General features: G+C 58.2%; 29 protein-coding genes. 15 read left to right on the top strand and 14 right to left on the bottom strand.

Annotated elements, in window-relative coordinates:
* The 3 genes from atpD (at position 1) to GOW16_RS02185 (ending at position 2315) form a co-directional block, all read left to right on the top strand.
* Positions 1-1425: a F0F1 ATP synthase subunit beta gene (gene atpD / locus GOW16_RS02195; protein ID WP_170409798.1), complete on the top strand. Its 1425-nt coding sequence runs from the start codon at positions 1-3 to the stop codon at positions 1423-1425.
* 12 nt (positions 1426-1437) lie between these two features.
* Entirely contained in the window at positions 1438-1848 is a 411-nt protein-coding gene (locus GOW16_RS02190) for a F0F1 ATP synthase subunit epsilon (protein ID WP_170409797.1), read from the top strand.
* A gap of 116 nt (positions 1849-1964) precedes the next feature.
* Positions 1965-2315, top strand: a complete 351-nt coding sequence (locus GOW16_RS02185) for an H-type lectin domain-containing protein (RefSeq protein WP_170409796.1) — start codon at positions 1965-1967, stop codon at positions 2313-2315.
* A gap of 55 nt (positions 2316-2370) precedes the next feature.
* Here GOW16_RS02185 and rpiB read toward each other — a convergent pair whose 3' ends face one another.
* Positions 2371-2820, bottom strand: coding sequence for a ribose 5-phosphate isomerase B (gene rpiB / locus GOW16_RS02180; RefSeq protein WP_170409794.1), 450 nt, complete (start codon positions 2818-2820; stop codon positions 2371-2373).
* Between the two features lie 60 nt (positions 2821-2880).
* Positions 2881-3900 carry a ribose-phosphate pyrophosphokinase gene (locus GOW16_RS02175; RefSeq protein WP_170409792.1) on the bottom strand — a complete coding sequence of 340 codons (1020 nt, stop codon included), beginning with the start codon at positions 3898-3900 and terminating at the stop codon, positions 2881-2883.
* Positions 3901-4008: 108 nt separating this feature from the next.
* Here GOW16_RS02175 and GOW16_RS02170 point away from each other — a divergent pair, with 108 nt between their 5' ends.
* Together GOW16_RS02170 and GOW16_RS02165 are read left to right on the top strand one after the other, a co-directional pair.
* Positions 4009-4611 carry a 2-hydroxychromene-2-carboxylate isomerase gene (locus tag GOW16_RS02170; RefSeq protein WP_170409790.1) on the top strand — a complete coding sequence of 201 codons (603 nt, stop codon included), beginning with the start codon at positions 4009-4011 and terminating at the stop codon, positions 4609-4611.
* Positions 4608-5471: an alpha/beta fold hydrolase gene (locus tag GOW16_RS02165; protein ID WP_170409788.1), complete on the top strand. Its 864-nt coding sequence runs from the start codon at positions 4608-4610 to the stop codon at positions 5469-5471. The genes GOW16_RS02170 and GOW16_RS02165 overlap by 4 nt, the downstream gene beginning before the upstream one ends.
* Here GOW16_RS02165 and GOW16_RS02160 read toward each other — a convergent pair.
* From GOW16_RS02160 to GOW16_RS02130, 7 genes are all read right to left on the bottom strand, one after another.
* A complete protein-coding gene (locus GOW16_RS02160) occupies positions 5455-6489 on the bottom strand; it encodes a threonine aldolase family protein (RefSeq protein ID WP_170409787.1) in 1035 nt (344 codons plus the stop codon). The genes GOW16_RS02165 and GOW16_RS02160 overlap by 17 nt on opposite strands.
* Entirely contained in the window at positions 6489-6962 is a 474-nt protein-coding gene (locus tag GOW16_RS02155) for a YcgN family cysteine cluster protein (RefSeq protein WP_170409785.1), read from the bottom strand. Before GOW16_RS02155 ends, GOW16_RS02160 begins: the two co-directional genes overlap by 1 nt.
* A complete protein-coding gene (locus GOW16_RS02150) occupies positions 6959-7891 on the bottom strand; it encodes a bifunctional riboflavin kinase/FAD synthetase (protein WP_170409783.1) in 933 nt (310 codons plus the stop codon). The genes GOW16_RS02155 and GOW16_RS02150 overlap by 4 nt, the downstream gene beginning before the upstream one ends.
* Before the next feature lie 170 nt (positions 7892-8061).
* A complete protein-coding gene (locus GOW16_RS02145) occupies positions 8062-8505 on the bottom strand; it encodes a MaoC family dehydratase (protein ID WP_170409780.1) in 444 nt (147 codons plus the stop codon).
* A 100-nt stretch (positions 8506-8605) separates the two neighbouring features.
* Entirely contained in the window at positions 8606-9481 is an 876-nt protein-coding gene (locus GOW16_RS02140; protein WP_170410530.1) for an HAD family hydrolase, read from the bottom strand.
* Between the two features lie 336 nt (positions 9482-9817).
* The gene (locus tag GOW16_RS02135; protein WP_170409779.1) at positions 9818-10738 is read right to left on the bottom strand and encodes a manganese-dependent inorganic pyrophosphatase; all 921 of its coding nucleotides are present in this window, start codon (positions 10736-10738) and stop codon (positions 9818-9820) included.
* 106 nt (positions 10739-10844) lie between these two features.
* Positions 10845-11825 carry a TraB/GumN family protein gene (locus GOW16_RS02130; protein WP_170409777.1) on the bottom strand — a complete coding sequence of 327 codons (981 nt, stop codon included), beginning with the start codon at positions 11823-11825 and terminating at the stop codon, positions 10845-10847.
* A 115-nt stretch (positions 11826-11940) separates the two neighbouring features.
* Here GOW16_RS02130 and GOW16_RS02125 point away from each other — a divergent pair, with 115 nt between their 5' ends.
* The 6 genes from GOW16_RS02125 (at position 11941) to GOW16_RS02100 (ending at position 17742) form a co-directional block, all read left to right on the top strand.
* The gene (locus GOW16_RS02125) at positions 11941-12615 is read left to right on the top strand and encodes a DUF2161 domain-containing phosphodiesterase (RefSeq protein ID WP_170409775.1); all 675 of its coding nucleotides are present in this window, start codon (positions 11941-11943) and stop codon (positions 12613-12615) included.
* Positions 12616-12766: 151 nt separating this feature from the next.
* Positions 12767-13054 (top strand): co-chaperone GroES, encoded by a 288-nt coding sequence (locus GOW16_RS02120; protein WP_008757222.1) that lies wholly within the window; start codon positions 12767-12769, stop codon positions 13052-13054.
* 54 nt (positions 13055-13108) lie between these two features.
* Positions 13109-14752, top strand: coding sequence for a chaperonin GroEL (groL, locus tag GOW16_RS02115; protein ID WP_170409773.1), 1644 nt, complete (start codon positions 13109-13111; stop codon positions 14750-14752).
* 187 nt (positions 14753-14939) lie between these two features.
* A complete protein-coding gene (locus GOW16_RS02110; RefSeq protein ID WP_170410526.1) occupies positions 14940-15782 on the top strand; it encodes a DMT family transporter in 843 nt (280 codons plus the stop codon).
* Positions 15783-15820: 38 nt separating this feature from the next.
* Positions 15821-16594 (top strand): alpha/beta fold hydrolase, encoded by a 774-nt coding sequence (locus GOW16_RS02105; RefSeq protein WP_170409772.1) that lies wholly within the window; start codon positions 15821-15823, stop codon positions 16592-16594.
* The gene (locus GOW16_RS02100; protein WP_170409770.1) at positions 16591-17742 is read left to right on the top strand and encodes an alpha-D-ribose 1-methylphosphonate 5-triphosphate diphosphatase; all 1152 of its coding nucleotides are present in this window, start codon (positions 16591-16593) and stop codon (positions 17740-17742) included. Before GOW16_RS02105 ends, GOW16_RS02100 begins: the two co-directional genes overlap by 4 nt.
* Position 17743: 1 nt before the next feature.
* Here the strand turns inward: GOW16_RS02100 and GOW16_RS02095 are convergent, their stop codons facing one another.
* From GOW16_RS02095 to GOW16_RS02080, 4 genes are all read right to left on the bottom strand, one after another.
* Positions 17744-18811 carry a 5-(carboxyamino)imidazole ribonucleotide synthase gene (locus tag GOW16_RS02095; RefSeq protein WP_170409768.1) on the bottom strand — a complete coding sequence of 356 codons (1068 nt, stop codon included), beginning with the start codon at positions 18809-18811 and terminating at the stop codon, positions 17744-17746.
* Positions 18811-19569, bottom strand: coding sequence for an NAD(P)-binding domain-containing protein (locus GOW16_RS02090; RefSeq protein ID WP_170409766.1), 759 nt, complete (start codon positions 19567-19569; stop codon positions 18811-18813). The genes GOW16_RS02095 and GOW16_RS02090 overlap by 1 nt, the downstream gene beginning before the upstream one ends.
* Positions 19566-20051, bottom strand: a complete 486-nt coding sequence (gene purE, locus GOW16_RS02085; RefSeq protein WP_170409765.1) for a 5-(carboxyamino)imidazole ribonucleotide mutase — start codon at positions 20049-20051, stop codon at positions 19566-19568. The genes GOW16_RS02090 and purE overlap by 4 nt, the downstream gene beginning before the upstream one ends.
* A 77-nt stretch (positions 20052-20128) precedes the next feature.
* On the bottom strand, positions 20129-20353 hold the full coding sequence (locus tag GOW16_RS02080) for a YdcH family protein (protein ID WP_170409763.1): 225 nt from the start codon (positions 20351-20353) through the stop codon (positions 20129-20131).
* 164 nt (positions 20354-20517) lie between these two features.
* Between GOW16_RS02080 and GOW16_RS02075 the strand changes: the two genes are divergently transcribed.
* From GOW16_RS02075 to GOW16_RS02060, 4 genes are all read left to right on the top strand, one after another.
* Complete coding sequence (locus GOW16_RS02075) at positions 20518-20931, top strand: Hsp20 family protein (protein ID WP_058275530.1); 414 nt, start codon at positions 20518-20520, stop codon at positions 20929-20931.
* A gap of 5 nt (positions 20932-20936) precedes the next feature.
* Complete coding sequence (locus GOW16_RS02070; protein WP_170409761.1) at positions 20937-21161, top strand: DUF1150 family protein; 225 nt, start codon at positions 20937-20939, stop codon at positions 21159-21161.
* Between the two features lie 97 nt (positions 21162-21258).
* Complete coding sequence (locus GOW16_RS02065; RefSeq protein WP_170409759.1) at positions 21259-22146, top strand: PhzF family phenazine biosynthesis protein; 888 nt, start codon at positions 21259-21261, stop codon at positions 22144-22146.
* Positions 22143-23012 carry a glycosyltransferase family 10 domain-containing protein gene (locus GOW16_RS02060; protein ID WP_170409757.1) on the top strand — a complete coding sequence of 290 codons (870 nt, stop codon included), beginning with the start codon at positions 22143-22145 and terminating at the stop codon, positions 23010-23012. The genes GOW16_RS02065 and GOW16_RS02060 overlap by 4 nt, the downstream gene beginning before the upstream one ends.
* Here the strand turns inward: GOW16_RS02060 and GOW16_RS02055 are convergent.
* Complete coding sequence (locus tag GOW16_RS02055; protein WP_170409755.1) at positions 23009-23866, bottom strand: hypothetical protein; 858 nt, start codon at positions 23864-23866, stop codon at positions 23009-23011. The two genes, GOW16_RS02060 and GOW16_RS02055, sit on opposite strands and share 4 nt — an antisense overlap.
* Positions 23867-23874 lie beyond the last annotated feature (8 nt).

The raw sequence follows: 23874 nt of genomic DNA, 5'->3' as shown, positions 1-23874 counted from the left end.
ATGGCGAATGCAAAAGGCAAAGTCACACAGATCATCGGGGCCGTCGTCGACGTGCACTTCGAAGATCAGCTGCCTGAAATTCTGAACGCGCTGGAAACCACCAACAACGGCAAGCGCCTGGTGTTGGAAGTTGCTCAGCACCTGGGTGAAAACACTGTCCGCACCATCGCGATGGACGCGACCGAAGGTTTGGTCCGTGGCGAAGCCGTGACCGACACAGGCGCACCGATCTCAGTTCCGGTTGGTAACGCCACCCTGGGCCGTATCCTGAACGTGGTTGGTGAGCCGATCGACGAAAAAGGTCCGGTTGAGGCAACTGAGGCGCGTGCCATTCACCAGCCTGCACCGACCTTTGATGAACAGTCGACCGAGTCGGAAGTTCTGGTCACCGGCATCAAGGTTGTTGACCTGCTGGCCCCTTACGCCAAAGGCGGTAAGATCGGCCTGTTCGGCGGTGCCGGCGTTGGTAAAACCGTTCTGATCATGGAACTGATCAACAACATCGCAAAAGTGCACTCGGGCTTCTCGGTGTTCGCGGGTGTTGGTGAACGGACCCGTGAAGGGAACGACCTGTACCACGAGATGATCGAATCGAACGTTATTAAGCCGGACAACCTGTCGGAATCGCAGGTGGCCCTGGTTTACGGTCAGATGAACGAACCTCCGGGAGCGCGTGCACGTGTTGCTCTGACCGGTCTGACCCTGGCGGAACAGTTCCGCGACCAGTCCGGTACTGACGTTCTGTTCTTCGTCGACAACATCTTCCGCTTTACGCAGGCGGGTTCCGAGGTTTCGGCTCTGCTGGGTCGTATTCCGTCAGCCGTGGGCTACCAGCCGACGCTGGCCACCGACATGGGCGCCCTGCAGGAACGCATTACCTCGACCAAGTCGGGCTCGATCACCTCGGTGCAGGCCATCTACGTTCCTGCGGACGACCTTACCGACCCCGCGCCGGCAACCTCGTTTGCTCACCTGGACGCGACCACCGTTCTTAACCGTGCGATCTCGGAAAAGGGTATCTACCCTGCGGTTGACCCGCTCGACTCGACCTCGCGTCTGCTTGACCCGGCCATCGTTGGGGAAGAGCACTACAAGGTTGCGACCGACGTTCAGCAGATCCTCCAGCGCTACAAGTCGCTGCAGGATATCATCGCCATCCTTGGCATGGACGAACTGTCGGAAGAGGACAAACTGACCGTGGCACGTGCGCGTAAGATCGAACGCTTCATGTCGCAGCCGTTCGACGTGGCGCAGGTCTTCACCGGCTCGCCCGGCGTTCAGGTTCCTCTGGATGTGACCATCGCGTCGTTCAAGGCCGTTGTGGCCGGCGAATACGATCACCTGCCCGAAGCGGCCTTCCTGATGGTTGGCGGCATCGACGAAGTGATCGCCAAAGCCGAGAAGATGGCCGCAGAAGCCGCCTAAGGAGCACACCTGATGGCAAACACGATGCAATTCGACCTCGTCAGCCCCGAGCGGAGCCTTGCTTCGCTTGAGGCCACCGCGGTCCAGATTCCCGGCGCGGACGGGGACATGACGGCAATGCCCGATCATGCCCCCACCATCACCACGCTGCGCCCCGGTCTGCTAAAGGTTGAGGCACCCGAAGGGTCCAGCGAATACCTGGTCACCGGCGGGTTTGCTCAGATCAACGGCGACGGCCTTTCGGTTCTGGCTGAAAAGGCTATTCCGGTAGCAGAAGTGACACGCGCGCATCTGGACCAACTGATCGAAGACGCCCGCGCCTCGCACGAGGCCGCCAAGGGTGGCGACGATCAGACCATTGTCGACGATGCTGCCAAGCTGCTGGCCGACATGGAAGCCCTTGGATCGCATATGAGTCTGTGAGGCTATTTGCGTTCAATTGTATATGAACGGCCCCGTTGGCTCGGGGCCGTTTTTTTTGTGGAGTTTTAGTGAAGTACCGGGTTAACCTCCGGGCGTTTATCAATAATGCTAAGTGAATGAAGACGTTTAAAACCCACCCGATTGGTATCGACCAAGGCGAGGCAGTTATTTTTTCCGAATTCGCCGATGGCGGCGATATGTGGACGGGCGAAGGACCGCGCCAGCGCCGGTCGGTCGTTGCATTCAGCCAACCGTTCCGATCAATTCCGGTGGTTCAGATTGGTGTGTCCCTGTGGGATGTAGATACATCTTCCGCCTTGCGCGCCGAAGTTACCGCCGAAGACATTACACCCGAGGGCTTCAGTGCGGTGTTCCGCACATGGTCGGACACACGTATCGCCAGGATAAGGGTTGCCTGGACCGCCATCGGAGAGGTGGCCAACGAAGACGATTGGGACATCTCTTAACGCTATAGGGCCCCTGTATGGGGTCCAATGCTAGGTCGTGAGATAGCAAAGCGTTTTAGTCGCCCTGCGCTTCGATCATGTCCACCCGAGTTGCGTGGCGACCGCCTTCGAACTCGGCCTCCAGAAACGCATCTACGATATCCAGGGCCTGACCTTCACCCACGACGCGAGCGCCAATCGACAGCATGTTGGCGTTGTTATGCGCGCGGATCATGCGGGCCGAGAAAGCGTCAGAACACACGCCACAGCGAATGCCCGGAACCTTGTTGGCCGCCATCATGATGCCCTGACCCGTACCGCATAGGACGATCCCAAGGTCGCAATCGCCCGAGGCAACGGCCTGAGCGGCAGCTTTGCCGTGGACGGGATAATGTGTGCTTTCAGGTGTTTTGGGTCCGATATCGACGACTTCCCAGCCATTTGCTGCGATATGATTGGCGACCGCCTGGCGCAGCTCGATAGCCGCGTGGTCACTGGAAAGAACGATGCGTTTTGAGGCTGTCACGGGTATGTCCTGCCTTGCTGTGTTGACAAAAAAGGGCGGCTGTTGCGCCGCCCGACTTGGTCAGTCCATGTGATACATTGACTCGTAGATTGGCGTCAGAGTCTTGTCCTCAAACAACGATGACACGCTTGTCCCGTTCCAGATGTTCAAGATGGCCTGTGTAAAGATCGGCGCGGTTGGAACGATACGGATGTTTTTGGCTTTGGCGATCTCTTTGGTTGGCTGGATTGTGTCGGTCAGCACCAGAGACTTCATCACCGAATTGGTCACGCGTTCGACGGCCGGTCCGCTCATGACGCCGTGCGTGATATACGAGTGAACCTCTTTTGCACCGTTATCCAGCAGGACCTGAGCCGCCTTGCATAGCGTACCGGCAGTGTCGCACATGTCGTCCACGATCAGGCAGATCTTGTCTTTGACATCGCCGATAACGGTCATCTCGGCCACTTCACCGGCTTTTTCGCGGCGTTTGTCCACGATCGACAGGGGCGCGTTGATGCGCTTGGCGAGCTCGCGCGCACGGGCCACGCCGCCTACGTCGGGCGAGACGACCATAAGTTCGTCCAGATTGTTCTGGAATTGGTGCTTCACATCCAACGCAAAAATTGGCGACGCATAGAGGTTGTCGACCGGCATGTCGAAAAACCCCTGAATTTGCGCAGCGTGCAGGTCCATGGTCAGGATCCGCTCGATCCCGGCGCCGGTCAGCATGTTGGCCACCAGCTTGGCGCTGATCGGCGTGCGTGCCTTGGTGCGGCGGTCCTGACGGGCGTAGCCAAAATAGGGAATTACGGCAGTGATACGCTGTGCGGACGATCGGCGCAGCGCATCGGCGATGATCAGCAGCTCCATCAGGTTGTCATTCGCCGGGTTCGACGTCGGCTGGACGATGAACATATCCTCGCCGCGCACGTTTTCGAACACTTCGACGAAAATCTCGCCGTCATTAAAGCGTTCTACCCGCGCATCGACCAGATTCTGATCGACACCGCGATATAGGCTCATGTGGCGCGAGATGGATTCGGCAAGAGGAAGGTTGGCGTTCCCAGCGATAAGCTTGGGTTCGTTGAGTGTCGGCATCGGCTGAGGTCCCCGGGCAGCAATGGCAAATGTGACAGATTCGTGATGTTGACACCGCTTAGCATGGCCTTACCGTCCAGCAAAGATAACGCAGCGGAGAAAGTGCACATGGCCCAGATTGACTACTTTTTTGCGACACTCTCGCCCTATACCTATTTGGCCGGTATGCGGTTGGAAGAGGTCGCGGCGAAACATGGCGCGACGATCAACTACAAGCCGCTGGATATTGTCGCCTTGTTCGGGCGCACGGGGGGCGTTCCACCCAAAGACCGCCACATCTCGCGCATCGAATACCGGGCACAGGAATTGCAACGTCAGTCTCGAAATCTTGGGATGGATTTCAATCTGCAACCCGCGCATTGGCCGACCAATGCCGCACCGTCGTCCTACGCGATCATTGCGGCGATCAAGGACGGATCAGGTGATGTTGGCAAACTTGTACACTCTTTCGTTCGGGCTTGTTGGGCCGAGGAAAAAGATATCGCCCAGGATGACGTGATCCGCGATTGCCTGACAGAGGCGCGGTTTGATCCAGGTCTGGCCGATAGCGGCCTTTTGGTGGGTGCGGAAACCTATGCCGCCAATCTGGAAGAGGCTGTGGACCGCGGTGTATTTGGTGCGCCGTTTTACATCACCGAAGATGATCAGCGGTTCTGGGGGCAGGATCGGTTGGATGATCTGGATCGCCATTTGTCGGTGATCAAAGGGTGAGGGACATCCCCTTAGCAGACATCTTTGTCAGAACGTTGGGGCAGGGCGCGCGCAAGGTGCTCGCCCTGCACTGCACGATTGCGCATTCCGGCGCGTGGTCTGGGCTGGCCTCTGCATTGGGGGACGAGGCGACATTTGCGGCCCCTGACATGCCGTCCCATGGCCGCAGTTCGAATTGGGACGGGCAAGGGGATTTCTTCGACCACGTGACCGAGCTGTCGGCCGCGCATCTAACCGAACCGATGGACGTGATCGGCCATTCCTTTGGCGGGATGCTGGCCCTTTGGCTGGCAGTCGAGTTTCCTGAGCTCGTGCGCAGTGCGGTCTTGATTGAGCCTGTATTCTTTGCGGTTGCGGTTCAGGATGCGCCGGAGTTGGTCAAGCAACATGATGACGAGGCCAAACCTGTTTCAGATGCATTCGCGGCGGGGGATATGGAACAAGCCGCCCGGTTGTTCAACCGGATGTGGGGTGCGCAGGATGGCCCGCGATGGCCTGATTTGCCCGAACGAATCCGCGCGGGAATGATCCGCGGTATTCACGTTGTGCCTGCTGTTGATAATGCTTTGTTCCTTGATCAGAAGGGGCTGTTGAACACCGACGTTCTGAAGAGCGCATCCATGCCGGTTCTGATCTTGAGCGGATCCGAGACGCATCCCGTCATGCCTGTGATTGGGGAGGGGCTTGCCCGGCGGCTGCCCAATGCTCGAACGGGCATTATATCGGGGGCGGGCCACATGGTTCCAATCACCCACCCGGATCAGACCGCCGCCGTGATCAGAAAGTTTTGGGGCGACCCATCCTCAACCACGTTTCGGGTAAGGGTTGCCGCCGCCCCTGAAATCACAACAAGCCGATGAACTGGTCGATATCGCCTGTGCTGATCGACCAGTCGCAGACCAGTCGACAAGCCAAGATTTCGTCGTCATCTGGGCCGTCCAGCTCGGCACCCCACAGGTGATAAACCGCGCCGGCTTGGTGCAACTGCTTGTGCCGCGCGCGGGAAAACTGTGCAAAGATCATATTGGCCTGCGGTTCATGCAGAAAGGTTGCTCCTTTGGCCCGTAAACCATCCGCCAGATGTGCGCAGTTCGCATTGGCTTGTCGCGCCATCTGCAACCACAGATCGTCCTGCAGATACGCGGCCATTTGCGCGGACAGATAGCGGTGCTTGGAAAACAGATGGGCACCGCGCTTGCGCCGCAGCTCGAATTCCCACGCTTTCGATTCGTCAAAGAAAACCACTGCCTCGACGCCCATCAGACCGTTCTTGGTGCCGCCGAAACTGACCGCATCCACACCCGCTTTCCATGTCATCTCGGCCGGAGAACAATTGAGCGTAACAAGCGCGTTCGTAAACCGCGCCCCATCCAGATGAACCGGCAGGCCGTATTCCTTCGCCACCCCACACAAAGCCTGCAGCTCGGCCAGAGAATAAACCGACCCGCGCTCGGTCACCTGGGTTATGGACACCGGCCCGCGCTGGGGTCCGTGCACACCACGTGTTTCCTCAGCCAGAATGGAACGGCGCAGCGCTTCGGGGTCCATCTTGTCCCCGCCCGGCACCAGCGTCAGTTTTGCGCCACTATAGAACTCGGGCGCGTTGCACTCATCCTCGTGGATATGCGCGACGGGGGAACAAAACACAGTTTCCCATGGGTTTGAGAGCGTCGCCAGAGCCAGCGAGTTCGCCGCCGTCCCGGTGGCCACCAGATAGACGGCGGAACCCGGCGCTTCGAAGACCCCGCGAATGCGATCCCGAACTTCGTTCATCAGTGTGTCCGCGCCGTAGGCCATTTGATAGCCCTGATTGGCCTCGTTCAGAGCGGCCATGACCTGAGGGTGAACCGGCCCGGAATTGTCAGAGGCAAAGTACATCAGTTGGGCTCCTCGATGATATAGTCTTCCCACTCTTCCATGGGGGTTTCGAACTCGGACACCGTGCGCCCTTGAACCGACATTCTGGCAGCGTGCACGCTGTCCGGCGTACCTGATATCAGCGGATGCCAGTCGTAAAGTGGCTTTCCCTCCCACAGCAACCGATAGGCACAGGTCTGGGGCAACCAATAAGCGTGATCGTCTATGTTGTTGGGCTTCATCACGATACACTCCGGCACGAATTGGTGGCGGATGTCATATTGTGTGCAGCGGCAGGTTTCATCGTCCAGCAGACGGCAGGCGACGCAGGTCAGGGCGACCTCGCCGGTATCCTCGTCCTCAAGCTTGTTCAGGCAGCACTTGCCGCAGCCGTCGCACAGCGCCTCCCACTCGCGCTGGTTCATTTTGGTCAGCGGTTTGCGTTCCCAAAACCGGGGGGCAAGACCTTTGCGATCAATCGGATCGGCGGTCATAGCGCGGCCAACAGAGTGCGTGCCTTGTCGCAATCGACGTCCATCTGCGCGATCAGTGCATCCAGCCCGTCAAACGTCATCTCGGGGCGCAGGTATTCGACCAACCCGACGGACAGGGTCGATCCATACAGGTCGCCCGAGAAGTCGAACAGGAAAGTCTCGATGTTCGGAACCTCTCCGTTGAACATGGGCCGCACGCCAACCGAAGATGCACCGTGATAGCTGCCCTGATGGGGGCCATCGAGCACATCGATCAGCACGGCATAGACACCGAATTTCGGCGGATGCAGCCCCTCGATTGACATATTGGCGGTGGGGAACCCCAGCTCGCGTCCGCGTTGTTCGCCGCCGATCACTTCGCCTTCCACGCGGTGCCAATGGCCTAGCATCGCTGCGGCGTCGCGGGGGCGACCATCGGATAACGCAGTGCGGATCGCGGTTGACGAGACAACGTCATCAGAGCGTTGCATCAGCGGCGCTATGGTGACGCCGAACCCCATTTCCTGCCCGAACCGAGCCATGTCTTCGGCAGTTCCACTGCGCCCCTTGCCGAAACAAAAGTCCGCGCCGACCACTACGTGTGACAGGCCAAGCCCGTCGCAGATGACATTTCGGGCGAATTCTTCGGGTGTCAGGCCAGCAAGGGCGGCATTGAAAGGCAGCTCATACAGCTTTTTTACACCCAGTTTCTCCAACCGGTGCGCGCGTGCGTTTCCGCGCATAAGACGAAAGGGTGGGGCGTCGGGTGCAAAATACTCGCGCGGATGCGGTTCGAAGGTCAGAACACCAAGCGGTGCATCCGGAGCCACGCGTTGCGCCAGTTCAATCACCGATTGATGGCCGACATGCACGCCATCAAAATTCCCGATTGCCACACTGGCACCGCGGTCTTCTGGCTCGACAAACTGAAAATCCCGGATGATCTGCATGAAGCTTGCCTATCGGGACTGAGGACCGGGTTCAAGCATCTGATTTGCGTAATGGCTGACTGCTGCGGGCTGAAGTATCGATCCAGGTCGGTACGATGGTCATTCCAAGATCACACAACAAAAAAGGCGCCGCTTCCGGCGCCCTTCGAATGTATTCAGATGCCTTTGCCTCAGTCGAATTTACGCGACGGAGCCAGAACCATGGCTTCACCCACCAGCACCTTCTTGCCATCGACGGCACAGTAACAATCCAGTTTCACACGGCGCTTGGCAAAGTCGATGTCGATCACCTTGACCTCAGCATAGACCATGTCGCCGGGACGCACCGGTGCCAGAAACTTCAGTGATTGGCCCATATAGACCGTGCCATGGCCCGGAAGTTGTTCACCGATAACGGCCGAGATCAGACCCGCCGTCAGCATTCCGTGCGCGATGCGCCCTTCAAAGATCGTGTCGCGTGCATAGTCATCATCCAGATGTACCGGATTTCGATCCGTTGAAACCTGCGCGAACATCTCGATATCTTCGTCCGTCACCACTTTGCGCAGGTGACGGCTCATGCCCATTTCGATGTCTTCAATACAGATCGTGCCGCGTGGAAGATTATCCAACATGTCGCCCTCACTTGAGTTCAATGGGCAACAAAACAACTAAAGTTGCCCCTGTTTGGCAACTTTATTACTTCGCAGTTGCAGAAAATCAAGTCTTTTTTGACTATCTCAAACGGCCAATCGTGTACGTCGGGTTTATCTTTTCCCTTGCAATATAATCACTTAGGGATTCGTGGTGCGGGTGGTGCTCAGTTTTTGTTTCCGCCGCGGCCAGTCCGCCCGAGATAAACAGAGAATCAATTCCCTCACCCATGCCACCCAGAATGTCCGTGTGCGGTCCGTCACCGATCACCAGAATGTCGCCATCGGGGATGTCGTGACCCAATTCCTGCAGCCTGCGCCTGGCCAGATCATAGATCGGGGGATGAGGTTTTCCGAAATACAGGCTCTCGCCGCCCATTTCGGTATACAGCTTCGCCAGCGCGCCTGCGCACCATTCCCGTATCTCGCCCCGATCCACGACAATGTCGGGGTTGGCGCAGAGCAGCTTGAGGCCCTTTTGCTTGGCATAGAGGAAGTCAGGGCGATTGACCGCCGGATCCGCCATTGGATCGAACGGCCCGCAGCAAACAATCCCTTCGGCCTCATCCAGCGGAACGCGTTCGATGTGGATTGGATGATGCAGCAGCTTCAGCGGCTCAAAGAAGCCAGCGTCGCGCTCCCATTCCCCTATGAAGTAGACTTTCTCTCCGACCGCACCGCGGAACATCGCGGACCGTGCCGAGTCCCCACTGGTGGCAATGGTGTCATAAGCATCTGCGGGGACGTTGAATTGCCCCAGTTGTTCCGCCACACCTGCACGCGGTTTGGGCGAGTTGGTGACCAGCACAACAATCCCGCCATTTGCCCGGTAATTCTGCAGAGCCGCAACAGCTTCGGGGTAGGCGGTGATGCCATTGTGGACGCATCCCCACAGGTCAACAAACAGCGCTTTATAACGGTCTGAAATCTCGGAGAGTGTGTGGATGATCTGGGTCATGGGGGCCTCGGGATCTGAAATCGGCGTTGTGACAGCTATGGCAAAGCTTTCACCAGTTGACCATCCCGCAATGCAATTTGACGAAATAACCGCCGTGGCCCGTCGGCTTTCTTCCGAGATAGCCACGGCATCGGGGGCATGTTGGAGGTTTCCGTTCCCAAGGATGACCTGCACGCCGAGCCCGTTCTGGAGCCGCGCCGCAACCATGGACCCGGGATCCAATTCGCCATCTGTCAATGATGTCAGACTGCCAACGGATCTCATTCGCGTAAAACATAGACGGCAAAGAAAAAGGCGCCCCAGTCAGGCGCCTTTCCGATACGAAGTGTGCAGGCTTCAAACCTTAAGGTTCGGGATGATCTGCTTTTTCCGGCTCATGATACCGGGCAGAACTACGGCATCGCCGTCAACGGTAGCGCCAAAGCTCTTTTCTGCAACGCCTTTGACCAGATCGTTGGGTACCAGCAGGGTGGCTTCTTCGTTCAGGATGTCGACGACGAAAAGCAGAACCTGATCAACGCCATCTTCGTTGGCCACGTCAGTCATCGATCGTGCTAGGCTTGCCTTGCGGTCCAGAACGACGCCCGGAGCGGTGGTTTCCAGAACCGAGACGCGGAACTTGGTGCCGTCGACCTCGTATTCCTTGCTGTCCATGCGGATCAGTTCGGCGTCCGAGAAGGACGAAACGTCCGATTTCGCTGCGAACATGTCAGCGGCATAGGCCGACACATCCAGGCCCAGATCGGCGGCCAGTTTTTCAGCCACTTTGCGGTCATGCGCAGTAGTGGTGGGCGAACGGAATTCCAGCGTGTCCGACAGGATGCAGGTCAGTGCCGCGCCTTTTACGGCGTCGGGCATATTGGCAGCATCGTCGCCGATCAGGTCCATCATGATGGTCGCGGTGCAGGCCAGCGGGCGCACGGTAATGTCGATCGGGCCTTTGGTTTCTAGACCGCCAACCAGCTTGTGGTGGTCGATGATGGCGCGGATGTCGGCGTTGTTGATGCTGGCGGGCAGCTCGGCCGGGTTGTTGGTGTCCACGATAACAACCGGGGCGTCGGTTTCGACATCCGCGATGATGCGCGGCTTGGGCAGGTCCCAGCGCTGCAGCATGAATGCCGCTTCGGTGTTGGGCTCGCCCAGCAAAACCGGCTCGGCCTTCTCGCCTTTGATTTCGTTCAGATACCACGACCACAGGATCGGCGAACCTGTGGAATCGGTGTCGGGGGATTTGTGGCCAAATACGAGCGTTGTCATGTCAGCGTCCTGAGGATGATCATTTTGCGCGCCTTATAGGGCGGTCTTCCGGGCTTGTCACCCGGCAGCAGATGCGCTGCGACGGTTGGTCTGAAATCGAGGTGAGTCAGAACGCGGCACGGGTCAAGGTATACCCGGACTGTTGTAGTTGGTTCAGCAGCCCATGTTCGCCCCCAAGATGCCCGGCACCGACCGCGATCACGGCCGTTTGATCCTGAATGTTCAGAATTTTCTGCATCCAATTGCTGTTGCGCTCGACCAGAAGTTTTTGCTCGAAGTCATTCCACTCCTCGTCGAAAACCTCAGGCGACAGGCCCGAATCCTGCAACCCCTGGATGCGGGCGAGCTGGATGATCTCGACATGCTTCTCTTCCCAATAGGCGTTCGCCATCGTGGCCAGTTGATCCTCGCTGCCGCCCATGGCGCCAGCCATCCGCACAAGGGACTGGACCTGCTTTTCGATGGGGTGGCTGTCGAACATGCTCATAAGATCGGCAATCTGTTCCAGCGAGTGTTTCGGGATATCCAACTCATCGGCCAGTTCGTCCAAACGAGCGTCCATCCCGTAGTTTGCACTGGGATCCTGCATCATACAGGGGGGAATGCCCAGCATCATACTCAGAAACCAGGGCCGCATTTTGGCAGCCATCCAGCCGGGAATGCCGCGTTCGGACAACCCGTGAGACAGCGCAGACCAGTCCTCCTCGGACATCAGATCAATCAGGCTGGGTCCCGAGGTGATCATTACCGGGCTCATGTCCTTCGCCAGATCCTGCTCGAACGCATTCATTTCTTCCTGTGTAACCTCGAAGTAAAACGCGTCCGCCTCGCTGAGGGTCGGAGTTAGCCGTTCGACTACCGCATCCATCCGCGCGTCATTGGCGTGCAGCGTTCCGATAAGGTGCAGGACTGTGTCGCCCTTGGTTGCTATCCAGTGGTTGCCTTCGGGAAACGGGATGCCAGCGACCGTCTGTTGCAGTTCGGCCCTAGCCTCCGGGCTGAGATCCGGCCTCAGGTCGCTCCCTTCGCATGCGGCCTGTGCGGCGACGGGCAGCAAGAAGTAAATCAGCAGTGCAATCAGGCGCATCAGGATCATCCCGGAAATTTAAGTGTGACCGCGACATTGCCTTGGCCCGGTCATGTGTTCAAGCCAAGTGCATCTGATGTCTGGCGTTCGCGGCAAATTTGCATAGCATGGCGAAATGGACCGAGAGCAGGATTTATATCCCCCCATCAAGGCGCTGTTCGAGCGTCAGGGCTACACAGTCAAAGGCGAGGTGGGGGCCGCCGATATCGTTGCTATTAGGGATGGCGATGAGCCTGTGATTGTCGAGCTCAAGCTGCGGTTCTCATTGGCGCTGTTTCATCAGGCGATCACGCGGCTGAAGGTGACAGATCAGGTCTATATTGGTGTGTGCAAGCCCAAGGGACGAACTGCGCGTCGTGCGTTGAAGGATAATCTTGCGCTGTGCCGCAGGTTAGGTCTTGGATTGATCACTGTACGTGCCGACAGAACGGTCGAGGTGCAATGCGACCCCGGTCCTTATGCGCCCCGCAAAAACAAGGCAAAAGCGGTCCGTCTGCTGCGCGAATTTGACAGGTTGGAGGGTGATCCCAACGCAGGCGGGGCCACCCGGCACGGGATCGTCACGGCCTACCGGCAGGACGCGCTGAAATGTGCGGCGCATCTGGCTGAATGCGGCGCGACAAAAGGGGCAGAGGTCGCCCAGTCCACTGGCGTGGCCGCAGCCACGCGCTTGATGCGGGATAATCACTACGGGTGGTTCGACAAGGTCGAGAAGGGCGTCTACGCACTGTCCGCTGCGGGGGCGGAAGGATTAAAGCACTGGGCCTACAGCTGGGAACAGGCCGACTGATCCAGGCTGCAAAAAAATCCCTCACAGCTTGTTGACTCGGAGTTTCCGACCCCCTAGCTATGCGTCGTTATCACTCTGTACCCCTGAGTGCTAACGCCTCGCCAGCCGGCGAGGGGAGGATAATAAACTTTGAGCCCAAGGAGCTGCAAAGATGGCATTGAAACCGCTTCATGACCGCGTGCTGGTTCGCCGTACCGAAAGCGACGAAAAAACCGCTGGTGGTCTGATCATTCCCGATAGCGCAAAAGAAAAGCCCAGCGAAGGCGAAGTCGTTGCAACCGGCGAAGGCGCACGCAAGGACAGCGGCGAACTGATCGCAATGGCTGTTAAAGCTGGCGACAAGATCCTGTTCGGCAAATGGTCGGGCACCGAGGTCAACGTCGGCGGCGAAGAGCTGCTGATGATGAAAGAAAGCGACATCATGGGGATCATCGAGTAAGCGACCCGCTTCCTCTGATCTTCACTCCAATACATTTTCTCAAGGAGAAACGACATGGCTGCAAAGGACGTCAAGTTCGACACCGATGCCCGTAACCGCATGCTGGCAGGTGTGAACATCCTGGCCGATGCTGTTAAAGTGACCCTGGGCCCCAAAGGCCGCAACGTGGTTCTGGACAAATCCTTCGGCGCACCGCGCATCACCAAAGACGGTGTTTCGGTTGCCAAGGAAATCGAACTGGAAGACAAGTTCGAAAACATGGGCGCGCAGATGGTGAAAGAAGTCGCCAGCCGCACCAATGACGAAGCCGGCGACGGCACCACCACCGCAACCGTTCTGGCACAGGCAATCGTTCGCGAAGGTCTGAAGCAGGTTGCAGCGGGCCTGAATCCGATGGACCTGAAGCGCGGCATCGACCTGGCAACTGCCAAGGTTGTTGAAGGCATCAAAGACGCCTCGCGCGAAGTTAAAGACTCGGCGGAAGTTGCTCAGGTTGGCACCATCTCGGCCAACGGCGAAGCCGAAATCGGCCAGCAGATCGCAGACGCGATGCAGAAGGTTGGCAACGAAGGCGTCATCACTGTCGAAGAGAACAAAGGTCTGGAAACCGAGACCGACGTTGTCGAAGGTATGCAGTTCGACCGTGGCTACCTGTCGCCTTACTTCGTCACCAACGCAGACAAGATGATCGCAGAACTCGACGACTGCATGATCCTGCTGCACGAAAAGAAACTATCCTCGCTGCAGCCGATGGTTCCGCTGCTCGAGCAGGTGATCCAGTCGCAAAAACCGCTGCTGATCATTGCCGAGGATGTTGAAGGCGAAGCGCTGGCAACTTTGGTTGTCAACAAGCTGCGCGGCGGCCTGAAAATTGCTGCTGTCAAAGCACCGGGCTTCGGCGATCGCCGCAAGGCCATGCTTCAGGACATCGCAATCCTGACCGGCGGTCAGGTCATCAGCGAAGATCTGGGCATGAAGCTCGAGTCCGTCACCATGGACATGCTGGGCACCGCCAAGAAAATCGAAATCACCAAAGACGAAACCACCATCGTCGACGGTGCGGGCGAGAAAGCCGAGATCGAAGCGCGCGTTGCCCAGATCCGTACTCAGATCGAAGAAACCTCGTCGGACTACGACCGTGAGAAGCTGCAAGAGCGCGTTGCCAAACTGGCAGGCGGTGTTGCTGTTATCCGCGTCGGCGGCATGACCGAAGTTGAAGTGAAAGAGCGTAAGGACCGTGTGGACGATGCTCTGAACGCAACACGCGCTGCCGTTCAGGAAGGCGTTGTTGTCGGCGGTGGTGTTGCTCTGGTTCAGTCCGGCAAAGCGCTGGAAAACCTGAAAGGTGCAAACGCCGATCAGGACGCAGGCATCAACATCGTTCGCAAGGCAATCGAAGCGCCTCTGCGCCAGATCGCCGAGAACGCAGGTGTTGACGGTGCGGTTGTTGCTGGCAAGGTTCGCGAAAGCGACGACGCTGCATTCGGCTTCAACGCCCAGACCGAAGAATATGGCGACATGTTCTCGTTCGGCGTGATCGACCCGGCCAAAGTCGTCCGTACCGCTCTGGAAGATGCGGCATCGGTTGCTGGCCTGTTGGTCACCACCGAAGCAATGGTTGCTGACAAGCCCGCCAAAGAAGGCGCGCCTGCTGGCGGCGGCATGCCCGACATGGGCGGCATGGGCGGCATGATGTAAGACGTCGAATTCGCCGTGGCGAATTCTGACGGTCCCGACAGGCGCTTGGCTGTAAGGCCAAGCTGCCGAGAGGGAAGCATTAGTGCTTAGGGACGGGGTCGCCTTCGGGCGGCCCCGTTTCGTTTTATGGGCCACCCCCGCAGGAAAGTGAGTGTCCAAAACGCGCGTAACCCGCTATGCGATTGATATGAAACTGTTCCTGTTCACGTGCCTGACGATGTGCGCCTTTGCGTCCAATTCAATCCTGAACCGCTTGGCGATTGACAGCGGCGCCAGTGATCCCGCGGCCTTTGCCGTGGTGCGCGTTCTTGCCGGGGCGGTGATGCTGGCCGGGCTGGTTCTTCCCAGGACTGGCCATTTGCCTCTGTTTGACCGACGCAGAATTGCCGGGGCAGGGTCGCTTTCATTGTATATGATCGGTTTCTCGATCGCGTATCTGACGCTGGACGCAGGACTTGGCGCGTTGATCCTGTTCGGGGTGGTGCAGGTCATGATGTTCACTGTGACATCAGTGAAGGGCACGATCCCCACCAACCGGCAGATCGCAGGAGCTGCAATTGCGTTGTTGGGGCTGGGTTATGTGCTTTGGCCGTCCGGATCGATACAGGTCAATCCGGTTGGGGCGGCCTTGATGATCGCCGCCGGGATTGGCTGGGCGATCTATTCGCTGGTTGGCAAGTCCGAACCAGATGCCTTGTCTGGCACAGCCGCCAATTTCGTCGTGGCATTGCCTGTGACCACGCTGGCCTTGTTGGGGACCGGAGGGGTGTGGCACATGACGACGAATGGATACCTGCTGGCAGCCTTGTCCGGCGCGGTCACATCAGGGATGGGTTATGCACTTTGGTATCACGTTCTAAGGGAATTGACGCCCACAACGGCGGCTGTTGTTCAGCTCAGCGTTCCGATCATTGCCATAGTTGGTGGTGTCATTTTATTGGGTGAGGCTGCCAGCCTGCGCCTGATCCTTGGGGCCGGGCTGGTATTGGGCGGAATTGCACTGGCGGTTCTGCGCAGGACGCCGCGGTAGGGGTTTATTCGTCGGGCGATAGGCCTTATCTGGCGGCTATGCGTTACCTGCTTGCCCTCTTTTTGCTCGTTGTTCCCGCCATAGCGCAGGCCAAATGCGTGGTCCTGCTACACGGGCTGGCGCGGACCGAAGCGTCATTTACCGTCATGGAGCAGCTCTTCAAAACGCATGGATATACTGTGGTGCGTCCAGGGTACCCTTCCACTGACCTACCTATTCCCGAACTGGCTGCGCAGACGCTGCCAGATGCGTTTGCCGATTGTGGTGCCAATAGGGTCAATGTGGTTGCGCATTCGATGGGCGGCATCCTGTTGCGCTATTGGCTGCAAGACAATCATCCTGAAAATCTGGGCCGCGTGGTCATGCTTGGCCCGCCCAATCAGGGCAGCCAGCTGGTGGACGAACTTAGCGCGTATGAGGTGTTCGGGATGCTGAATGGACCGGCCGGTTTGGCGCTGGGCACGGGCCCCGAGGGTATTCCGAGGCAACTGCCGCCGGTGGATTTTGAGCTGGGCGTGATCGCAGGGGAGAATTCGTTGAACCCGCTGTTTTCTTCGATGATTGATGGCTCGGATGACGGGAAAGTGTCTGTTGAAACGACCAAGGTCGAAGGAATGGCGGATCATATCGTCCTACCGGTGACACACACTTTCATGATGAACAACCCGCGCGTAATGGCGCAGGCGTTGCATTTCATTGAGTTTGGGCAGTTTGATCCGCAGATCACTTGGCTGGACGGGGTGATGGAAATCATCGACGAAATCTGCATCGGGCAGGATTGCTCGGAACCCTCTTCGGAACGCTCTCAATGACCGCTCTCTCTCTGACATTTTCCGGCGCAGAGGTTCTGCTGCCGGACCGGGGCATGACGCGTGCAGATTTGCCCATTTCCGACGGGATCGTGCAACTGGACCATCCAGGCCGAACAATCGACCTGACCGGGTACCTTGTCTTGCCCGGCATCATTGACCTGCACGGTGACGGGTTCGAGCGCCACATCGCGCCGCGTCGCGGGGCGATGAAACAGATGGATGAGGGTATCCTGTCGGTCGAGGCTGAATTGGCTGCGAACGGGATCACCACGGCGGTTCTGGCCCAGTTCCTGAGTTGGGAAGGCGGCGTGCGCGGCCCCGAATTTGCGGGTCAGGTGTTCGATGCCATTACATCGGTCAAGGATCGCGTCGTGACCGATCTGTTGCCCCAGTTGCGGTTCGAAACCCACATGTTGGAGGAATACTCCAGCCTGCCTGAGCGTATCGCCAATTGGCAGGTGCCCTATGTCGTGTTCAATGATCACCTACCGCATGACCGGTTGGCCGAGGGGCGCAAGCCGCCACGACTGACGGGGCAGGCGCTTAAGGCCGGGCGCAATCCGGACGCACATTTTGAGATGTTGCTGTCCATGCATGCCCGTCGGGATGAGGTTCCCGCAGCCTTGGACGCGCTCTGTGCGGCGCTGTCCGAGCAGGGTGTCCGTATGGGCAGCCATGACGACGCAACGGCCGAAACTCGTGCCAATTGGCGTGCGAGAGGTGCTCAGATTGCCGAATTTCCCGAAACGCTAGAGGCAGCCGAGGCCGCACGGGCTGCGGGTGATCACGTCATCCTTGGTTCTCCCAACGTGGTGCGTGGGGGGTCGCATAAGGGCAATGTCAGCGCGCTGGATTTGATCACGATGGGGCTGTGTGATGCGCTGGCCTCGGATTACCATTATCCCAGTCCTAGGCGAGCGGCTTTGATGCTTGCCAAATCCGGTCTGTTGGATCTGGCCGGAGCCTGGGCGTTGGTCTCTTCAGGTCCGGCACGGGTTCTTGGGTTGCAGGACCGGGGCACTCTAGCCCCGGGTCAACGCGCAGACCTAGTGATCCTTGATGCTCGGTCCCACCGCGTCGCCGCCACGCTGGCTGGCGGGCGGGTTAGTTTCATGTCCGGCGATATCGCCGCACGGTTCGTGGGCTGAGTTACCGCGTGATGCGGTTGAAATGCGCCATCTTACGGCCCGGTTTGACCTCAGCCTTGCCATAGAGATGAAGCGCCACGTCGCGTTCCCGCGCCAATTCCGGCACGCGGTCCATATCGTCGCCGATCAGGTTCTCCATGACCACGTCTGAGTGGCGTTGACCATCGCCCAACGGCCAACCGGCTACGGCGCGAATATGCTGCTCAAACTGATCCACCGCGCATCCATTCTGAGTCCAGTGGCCCGAGTTATGCACCCTTGGCGCAACCTCATTCACGATCAAACCTTCCGACGTGACGAACAGCTCGACTCCCATAACACCGACATAGTCCAGCGCGTTCAGAATGTTGGCAGCCAACAGAACCGCATCCGTCCGCTGCGCCGGGGCGAGGCGGGCAGGGACCGTAGTCGTGTGCAGGATGCCATCGCGGTGCACGTTCTCGCCGGGGTCGAAACAGGCCACCTGACCGTCGATACCGCGGGCGGCGATGACCGATACCTCGTGGCTGAAGTTGACGAACCCTTCGAGGATTGCGGGCGCGCCTGCCATATCGGCCAGGGCAGCCTCGGCATCCTCGGGACCGCGCAACCGCGCCTGTCCCTTGCCGTCATAGCCAAAGCGGCGGGTTTTCAGGATGGCCGGCGTGCCGATCTGGTCAATCGCTGCCTTCAGGCTGTTTAGATCCGTGATGTCGGCGAACGGTGCCGTCTTCAAACCTAACCCGGCAAGGAAGTTCTTTTCGGTCAACCGGTCCTGACTGACGCGCAGTGCCTCGCGTCCGGGGTGGATCGGGCAATTTGCTTCCAACAGGTCCAACGCTTCGGTTGGGATGTTCTCGAATTCATAGGTGATGACATCAACCGACTCGGCAAACGCTTTCAGCGCCGCAGCGTCGTCATAGACTGCAGTGGTCACACGATCCGCCACCTGACCGGCGGGTGGGTTGGCACCTGGCTCAAAGATGTGGGTTACAAAGCCCAACCGGGCTGCCGCGACGGACAACATCCGGCCCAATTGACCACCGCCCAGAATTCCAATCCGCGCCCCCGGAGAAAGCATGTCCGTCATCAGTCTGTCCCCAATCTTTTTCCAATCGCCTGCAGGGCCGAGCGCAGCGCATCATGTGCTTTGCCCGCATGCAATGCCTGCGTCATCTGCAGGCTGAGTGTTCCGTCTGTCGCCAGCGCGTCCCGTTCCTCGGCCAGACGCCCGGCTTGCCCGGTTTGCATCGTCTGCAGGAATCCGGACAAAAGCTGTGTTGTGTAGAACTCAGAGGCATCCGCGTCGCCTGTCTGCTCGGCCAACCACTCGGCACCTGTTGCCATCACGTCCAGAATGCCCGGGACCATCGCGCAGATCGCAAAATGCGCATTCAGCGCCGCCTCGGTTGCGACTTTTACAACCGGGTTTTCGGGTTCGAACAATTCGGCCAGCAAGGCATCGTTGCCAAACGCGGCGAGTGGGCATCCACCTTGTCGCAAGAACCCCAAAGGGATCGTTTGAACGAAGTCAGTCGCCGGAGCGCACAGGGATGCAAGCTGGTCCGCCGATACAGCTGCCATCACCGATACGATTTGCTGATCCGAGCGAAAACTCAGCTTATCCAAAACTTCCGGGGCGATCTGAGGGCGTAGGCAAAGAAAAACGATATCCGATGCGTCGATAACCGCTTGTGGGTTTGTGACCGTTACGCCAAGTTCAGCCTTCAAATCAGCCGAGACTTTGGCGTTTCGCTCTGTAACGGCGATTTCGTGCCCCTTGGCCGCAAGAAAACGCGCAATGGGGGCTGCGATATGTCCGGTTCCGATAAAGCCGATACGGCTCATCCCTGCGGTTCCTCGGGGATAGAAGCAGACAAAGCTTCGCGCCAGGCATCCAGCCGATCAGCCAATGCAGCGTCCTGCAAGGCGAGGATGCCGGCCGCCATCAACCCGGCATTGGCCCCACCGGCCGCGCCGATAGCCATCGTCGCCACCGGAAATCCTTTGGGCATCTGCACGATGGAGTATAGCGAATCGACGCCTGACAGGGCACGGGTCTGAACAGGCACACCGATCACCGGCACGCGCGTCTTTGAGGCCATCATCCCGGGCAGATGTGCAGCACCGCCCGCACCCGCGATAATCACATCCAAGCCACGCTGAACGGCTGTTTTGCCATAATCCCACAGGCGATCCGGAGTGCGATGCGCCGAGACGATGCGCTTTTCATACGCAATGCCCAGTTCATCCAGAATATCCGCGGCTTCTTTCATCGTGGGCCAGTCCGACTGGCTGCCCATGATGATCCCCACTTTCACATCGCTCATCCGCTTGTCGCCTCTGCCTGTCGAAAGAGCGCGCACTATAGCCAAATCGGCCTATCTGGCAATGCGGTACAGGGGCTTTAGGCGATGATATCCGGGGTCAAACGGTCTTCGATCACACGAATGATGTCCTTGAGGCGCAGTTTCTGCTTTTTCAGCCGTTTGATCGTCAGCTGATCTGATGTGCCGGTGGCCTGCAGCGCCTCGATCGCTTCGTCCAGATCGCGGTGCTGGCGGCGAAAAACCTCCAGCTCGACCCGAAGAACTTCGTCAGTTTTCATCGAAATGTCAGTGGGCGCGTTCATGGGCGACTCGGTCTTTATTGTGGTGCTTTCCACACAAGATAGTGTGTCAGGGTTTATCCGGCCAGACCTTGTGGACATCCCTGCATATTCCCATATTCTATCATACGCGGTTGCCAGAACGGGGCCGCACCACACGTCGCTTTGACAATAAAGGACGAAAATACGTGTCAAAACTTACTCTTGGCTCATACCCGCATCTATTGGGGTTCGAGCAATTGGAACGCCTTCTGGAACGGTCTGCAAAGGCCGGAAACGAAGGATACCCGCCCTATAACATCGAACAGACCTCGGATTTTTCCTATCGCATCACTCTGGCCGTGGCCGGTTTTGCGGAAGAAGACCTGTCGATTACCATCGAGGACCGCCAATTGGTGATCCGGGGCCGTCAACGCGACGATAGCGAGGGGCGCATCTTTCTGCACCGTGGCATCGCGGCACGTCAGTTTCAGCGCATGTTTGTGTTGGCGGACGGTGTCGAGGTGGGCGAGGCGATCATGGAAAACGGTCTGCTGCATGTGGATCTGACCCGCGCTGTGCCGGAAACCGTGGTGCAGACAATCAATATACGGAAGGGGTAAGAGCAATGAATACACCGATTGAGATTAACGCCGAAGGCGACCGCATCGTCTATGTCAAAGCCGTCGATGTTGCTGACTTGCCGCGTGAAGTGCGCGAACAGGCCGGTGATCTGGATCAGCTTTATGCAGTACATGACTCCGACGGCCAGCAGCTGGCACTGGTCGCAGACCGCAAGCTGGCCTTTGTTCTGGCGCGCGAACATGACTTTTCCCCGGTGGCCGTTCACTGAGACGGCCCCCACAGCGCGTGATTTTCCCGTGACATCCGTCGCCCTTCGGGTGAGATATGCGAACCAACACAGGTTCGCAGGGCGGAGGCTTCAATAAATGAGCTGGTTTGATTTCGACTGGGTGGACGCGTTCAGCGACCGTGCCTTTGGCGGAAACGGTTGCGCCGTGGTTCATGGTGGTGCCGGGCTGCCAGAAGATGTCTGTACCGCGTATGTGCGCGAGACCTCGTTGGTTGAATGCACCTTCACCGGCCCGTCCGATGTGGCCGATGTTCGAGTGCGCTATTTTTTGGCCAGCCGTGAAATTCCCTTTGCAGGACATCCGACCATTGCCACTGTCGCGGCGATGCGGGCGCGTGGATTGTTTCAGGGCGAGTCTCTGACGCTTGAAACCGGGGCAGGGATCGTATCGGTCCAACTCAACGGTGATGAGATTGAGATGACACAGATCGCACCGCAATTTGGTGCGATGGTTCCTGCCGATCTTGTTGCCGCTGCCATCAATCTGCCGGAAAATGCGATCATCTCGCCACCTCAGATGGTCTCAACCGGGTTGCCGTTTTGTGTCACTGTTCTGCGCGATCTTGAAGCGCTGCGTGCTGCAAAGTTGACTGAAGAACCTCTTCGCAAGGTCATTGAGGCCGGAGGGTATTCTGGATCGGACATGGCCGAGCCGTATATTGTGACGCTCCAGGGTGCGACTGAGGCTGGAGATACGTTTTCGCGCCTGATGATGTTGCCGCCCAGCCCTCCCGAGGATCCGTTCACCGGATCCGCGACCGGAGCAATGGCGGCATATCTCTGGAAATACGGTTTGATGCCAAAGGATACGTTTACAGCTGAACAGGGCCATGACCTGGGCCGCCCGGGTCAGGCGACTGTGACGCGCGTCGGACCTGCAGATGAAATGACAGGCATCAAGGTGGCGGGTCGTGGCTTTGTGTTAATGCGCGGTCAGGTCAACTTGCCCGAGCAATTGTCATGACTGAACCCGCGATCGCCATCCTGCCCTATGGGCACCGGTTGGGGCCAAGACTGGCTTCGGTTCCAGTCGCCAATCTGATCTGGCCCGAAGGGTGCCCCGAGCGTCTGACGGGCAAATCGGTTGGCGATCTTGAGCGTACCGACCACCTGATTATGTACCCCAATTCAACCGTTCATCTGCGCCTGCGCCGAGGGACCCGCGCTCGGATTTCGTTAATGATGGGCGAACCTTCGGCCATTCACGCCAAACACGACAAAATGCTGCGGTTTACTTGGCGGCGGTTCTTTCGCGTGATGACTTTCCACGATGTGCTGCTGCAAAACCTTCCGAATGCAGTGTTTCTGCCATATGGCGTGACGATGGTGCCGGATTGGCGTGACTTGGATGTTGAGAAGACGAAAGCCTGTTCGCTGATCGCCTCGGCCAAGCGTGATCTGCAAGGCCACCAGCTGCGCCATTCGGTGATAGACTGGGTCCGAGAAACGGATGCCGATGTGGATATCATGGGGCGGGGCTACACGCCTTTTGATCGCAAATCAGACGGGCTGGCACCCTATCGTTACTCTGTTGTGATCGAGAATGTGCGCGAGAAGAACTATTTCTCGGAAAAACTGACAGACGCAATCTTGTGTTCAACGGTTCCGATTTACTGGGGCTGCCCGAATATCAGAGACTTCATAGATACATCCGGTATGATCCTGTGTGAATCCGAGGCCGACATTCGGCGCGCGATCAATGGCTTGTCCGCCGACGACTATGCCGAACGACTGCCGCACCTGAGGGCTGCGAAAAGCAAGGCGGCAGAGTTTGGTGACTTCGAAGGCCGCGCGGTGCGAACCCTTCGGGAACAGATAAACGCGGCCTAATGGTTCGACGGTTGCGGAGTCAGCCATCCCACAGGCAAGATTGGGTTTGCCGAGGCGTCGATCCCATGCCGAAGACAAAGCCTCTGCAGGTATGATCCTCTGACTGGCAATCCGGCGGTTTTGCTGGCCATGAACTTTTTCTGATGCCCGTACACATGGACCGAATGCACCCCATGGCGTTCGATCTCGTCTGTTGAAATGCGCGGGTCGTGCAGTTTCCACAGCTGTTCCTTGGACAAGGGATAGAACACATCAGCCTTCATCGCATGCTTGTCCTCGCCCGTTTCACGCAAGAAGTGCTCCAGTGCTTTGGGGCCCGAGCTGCCCCAGGGCAGTGCTTCGATGCCCCAGGTCTCTCCGTTTCGGATGCGCCGGCGATTGTGTCGAAACAGCCGCCCACCGCGCCAGGGCTGGGTCGGGTTGGCCGAGGTCACAAAGTCAATCCACAACGCCAGTATCTCTGAATCTTCCGGCAGGCGCAGAACGCCGTTGGGAAAGGCCCCATCTTGCGAGCTGCCAAAAATGTAGGACGAAGAAAAATCGAATGGCTTGACGCAATAGGCATCCAGGTCGACCCAGATAAAAGGGGTTTTCTGCATAAGTCGCAGCCGGAAGATGTCCGAGAACACAGCCACCCGCAATCGGTCTTCCGGTCGGAAGTCAAACGGCGGGGGCCAGAGGATATCAACGGCGGGCTGCATCTCGACACCGCTGGGCACGCCTTGGACATCATGCACGGTATACAGGACAAACCGGTGACCGTTGTCCAAAAAGGATTGAATGCACAGCGCCTCGAGCCAGCTTAAATTTGAACCGAACCAGAAACTGGCAATTGCAGGCAGGTCGCGGGTCATGGGCTCTT

The sequence above is a fragment of the Ruegeria atlantica genome, assembly GCF_013033965.1.
GTDB classification, from domain to species: Bacteria; Pseudomonadota; Alphaproteobacteria; order Rhodobacterales; family Rhodobacteraceae; genus Ruegeria; species Ruegeria atlantica_D.
The sequence above is the reverse complement of the archived record's forward strand: the minus strand, read 5'-3'. Positions and strand labels throughout refer to the sequence as shown.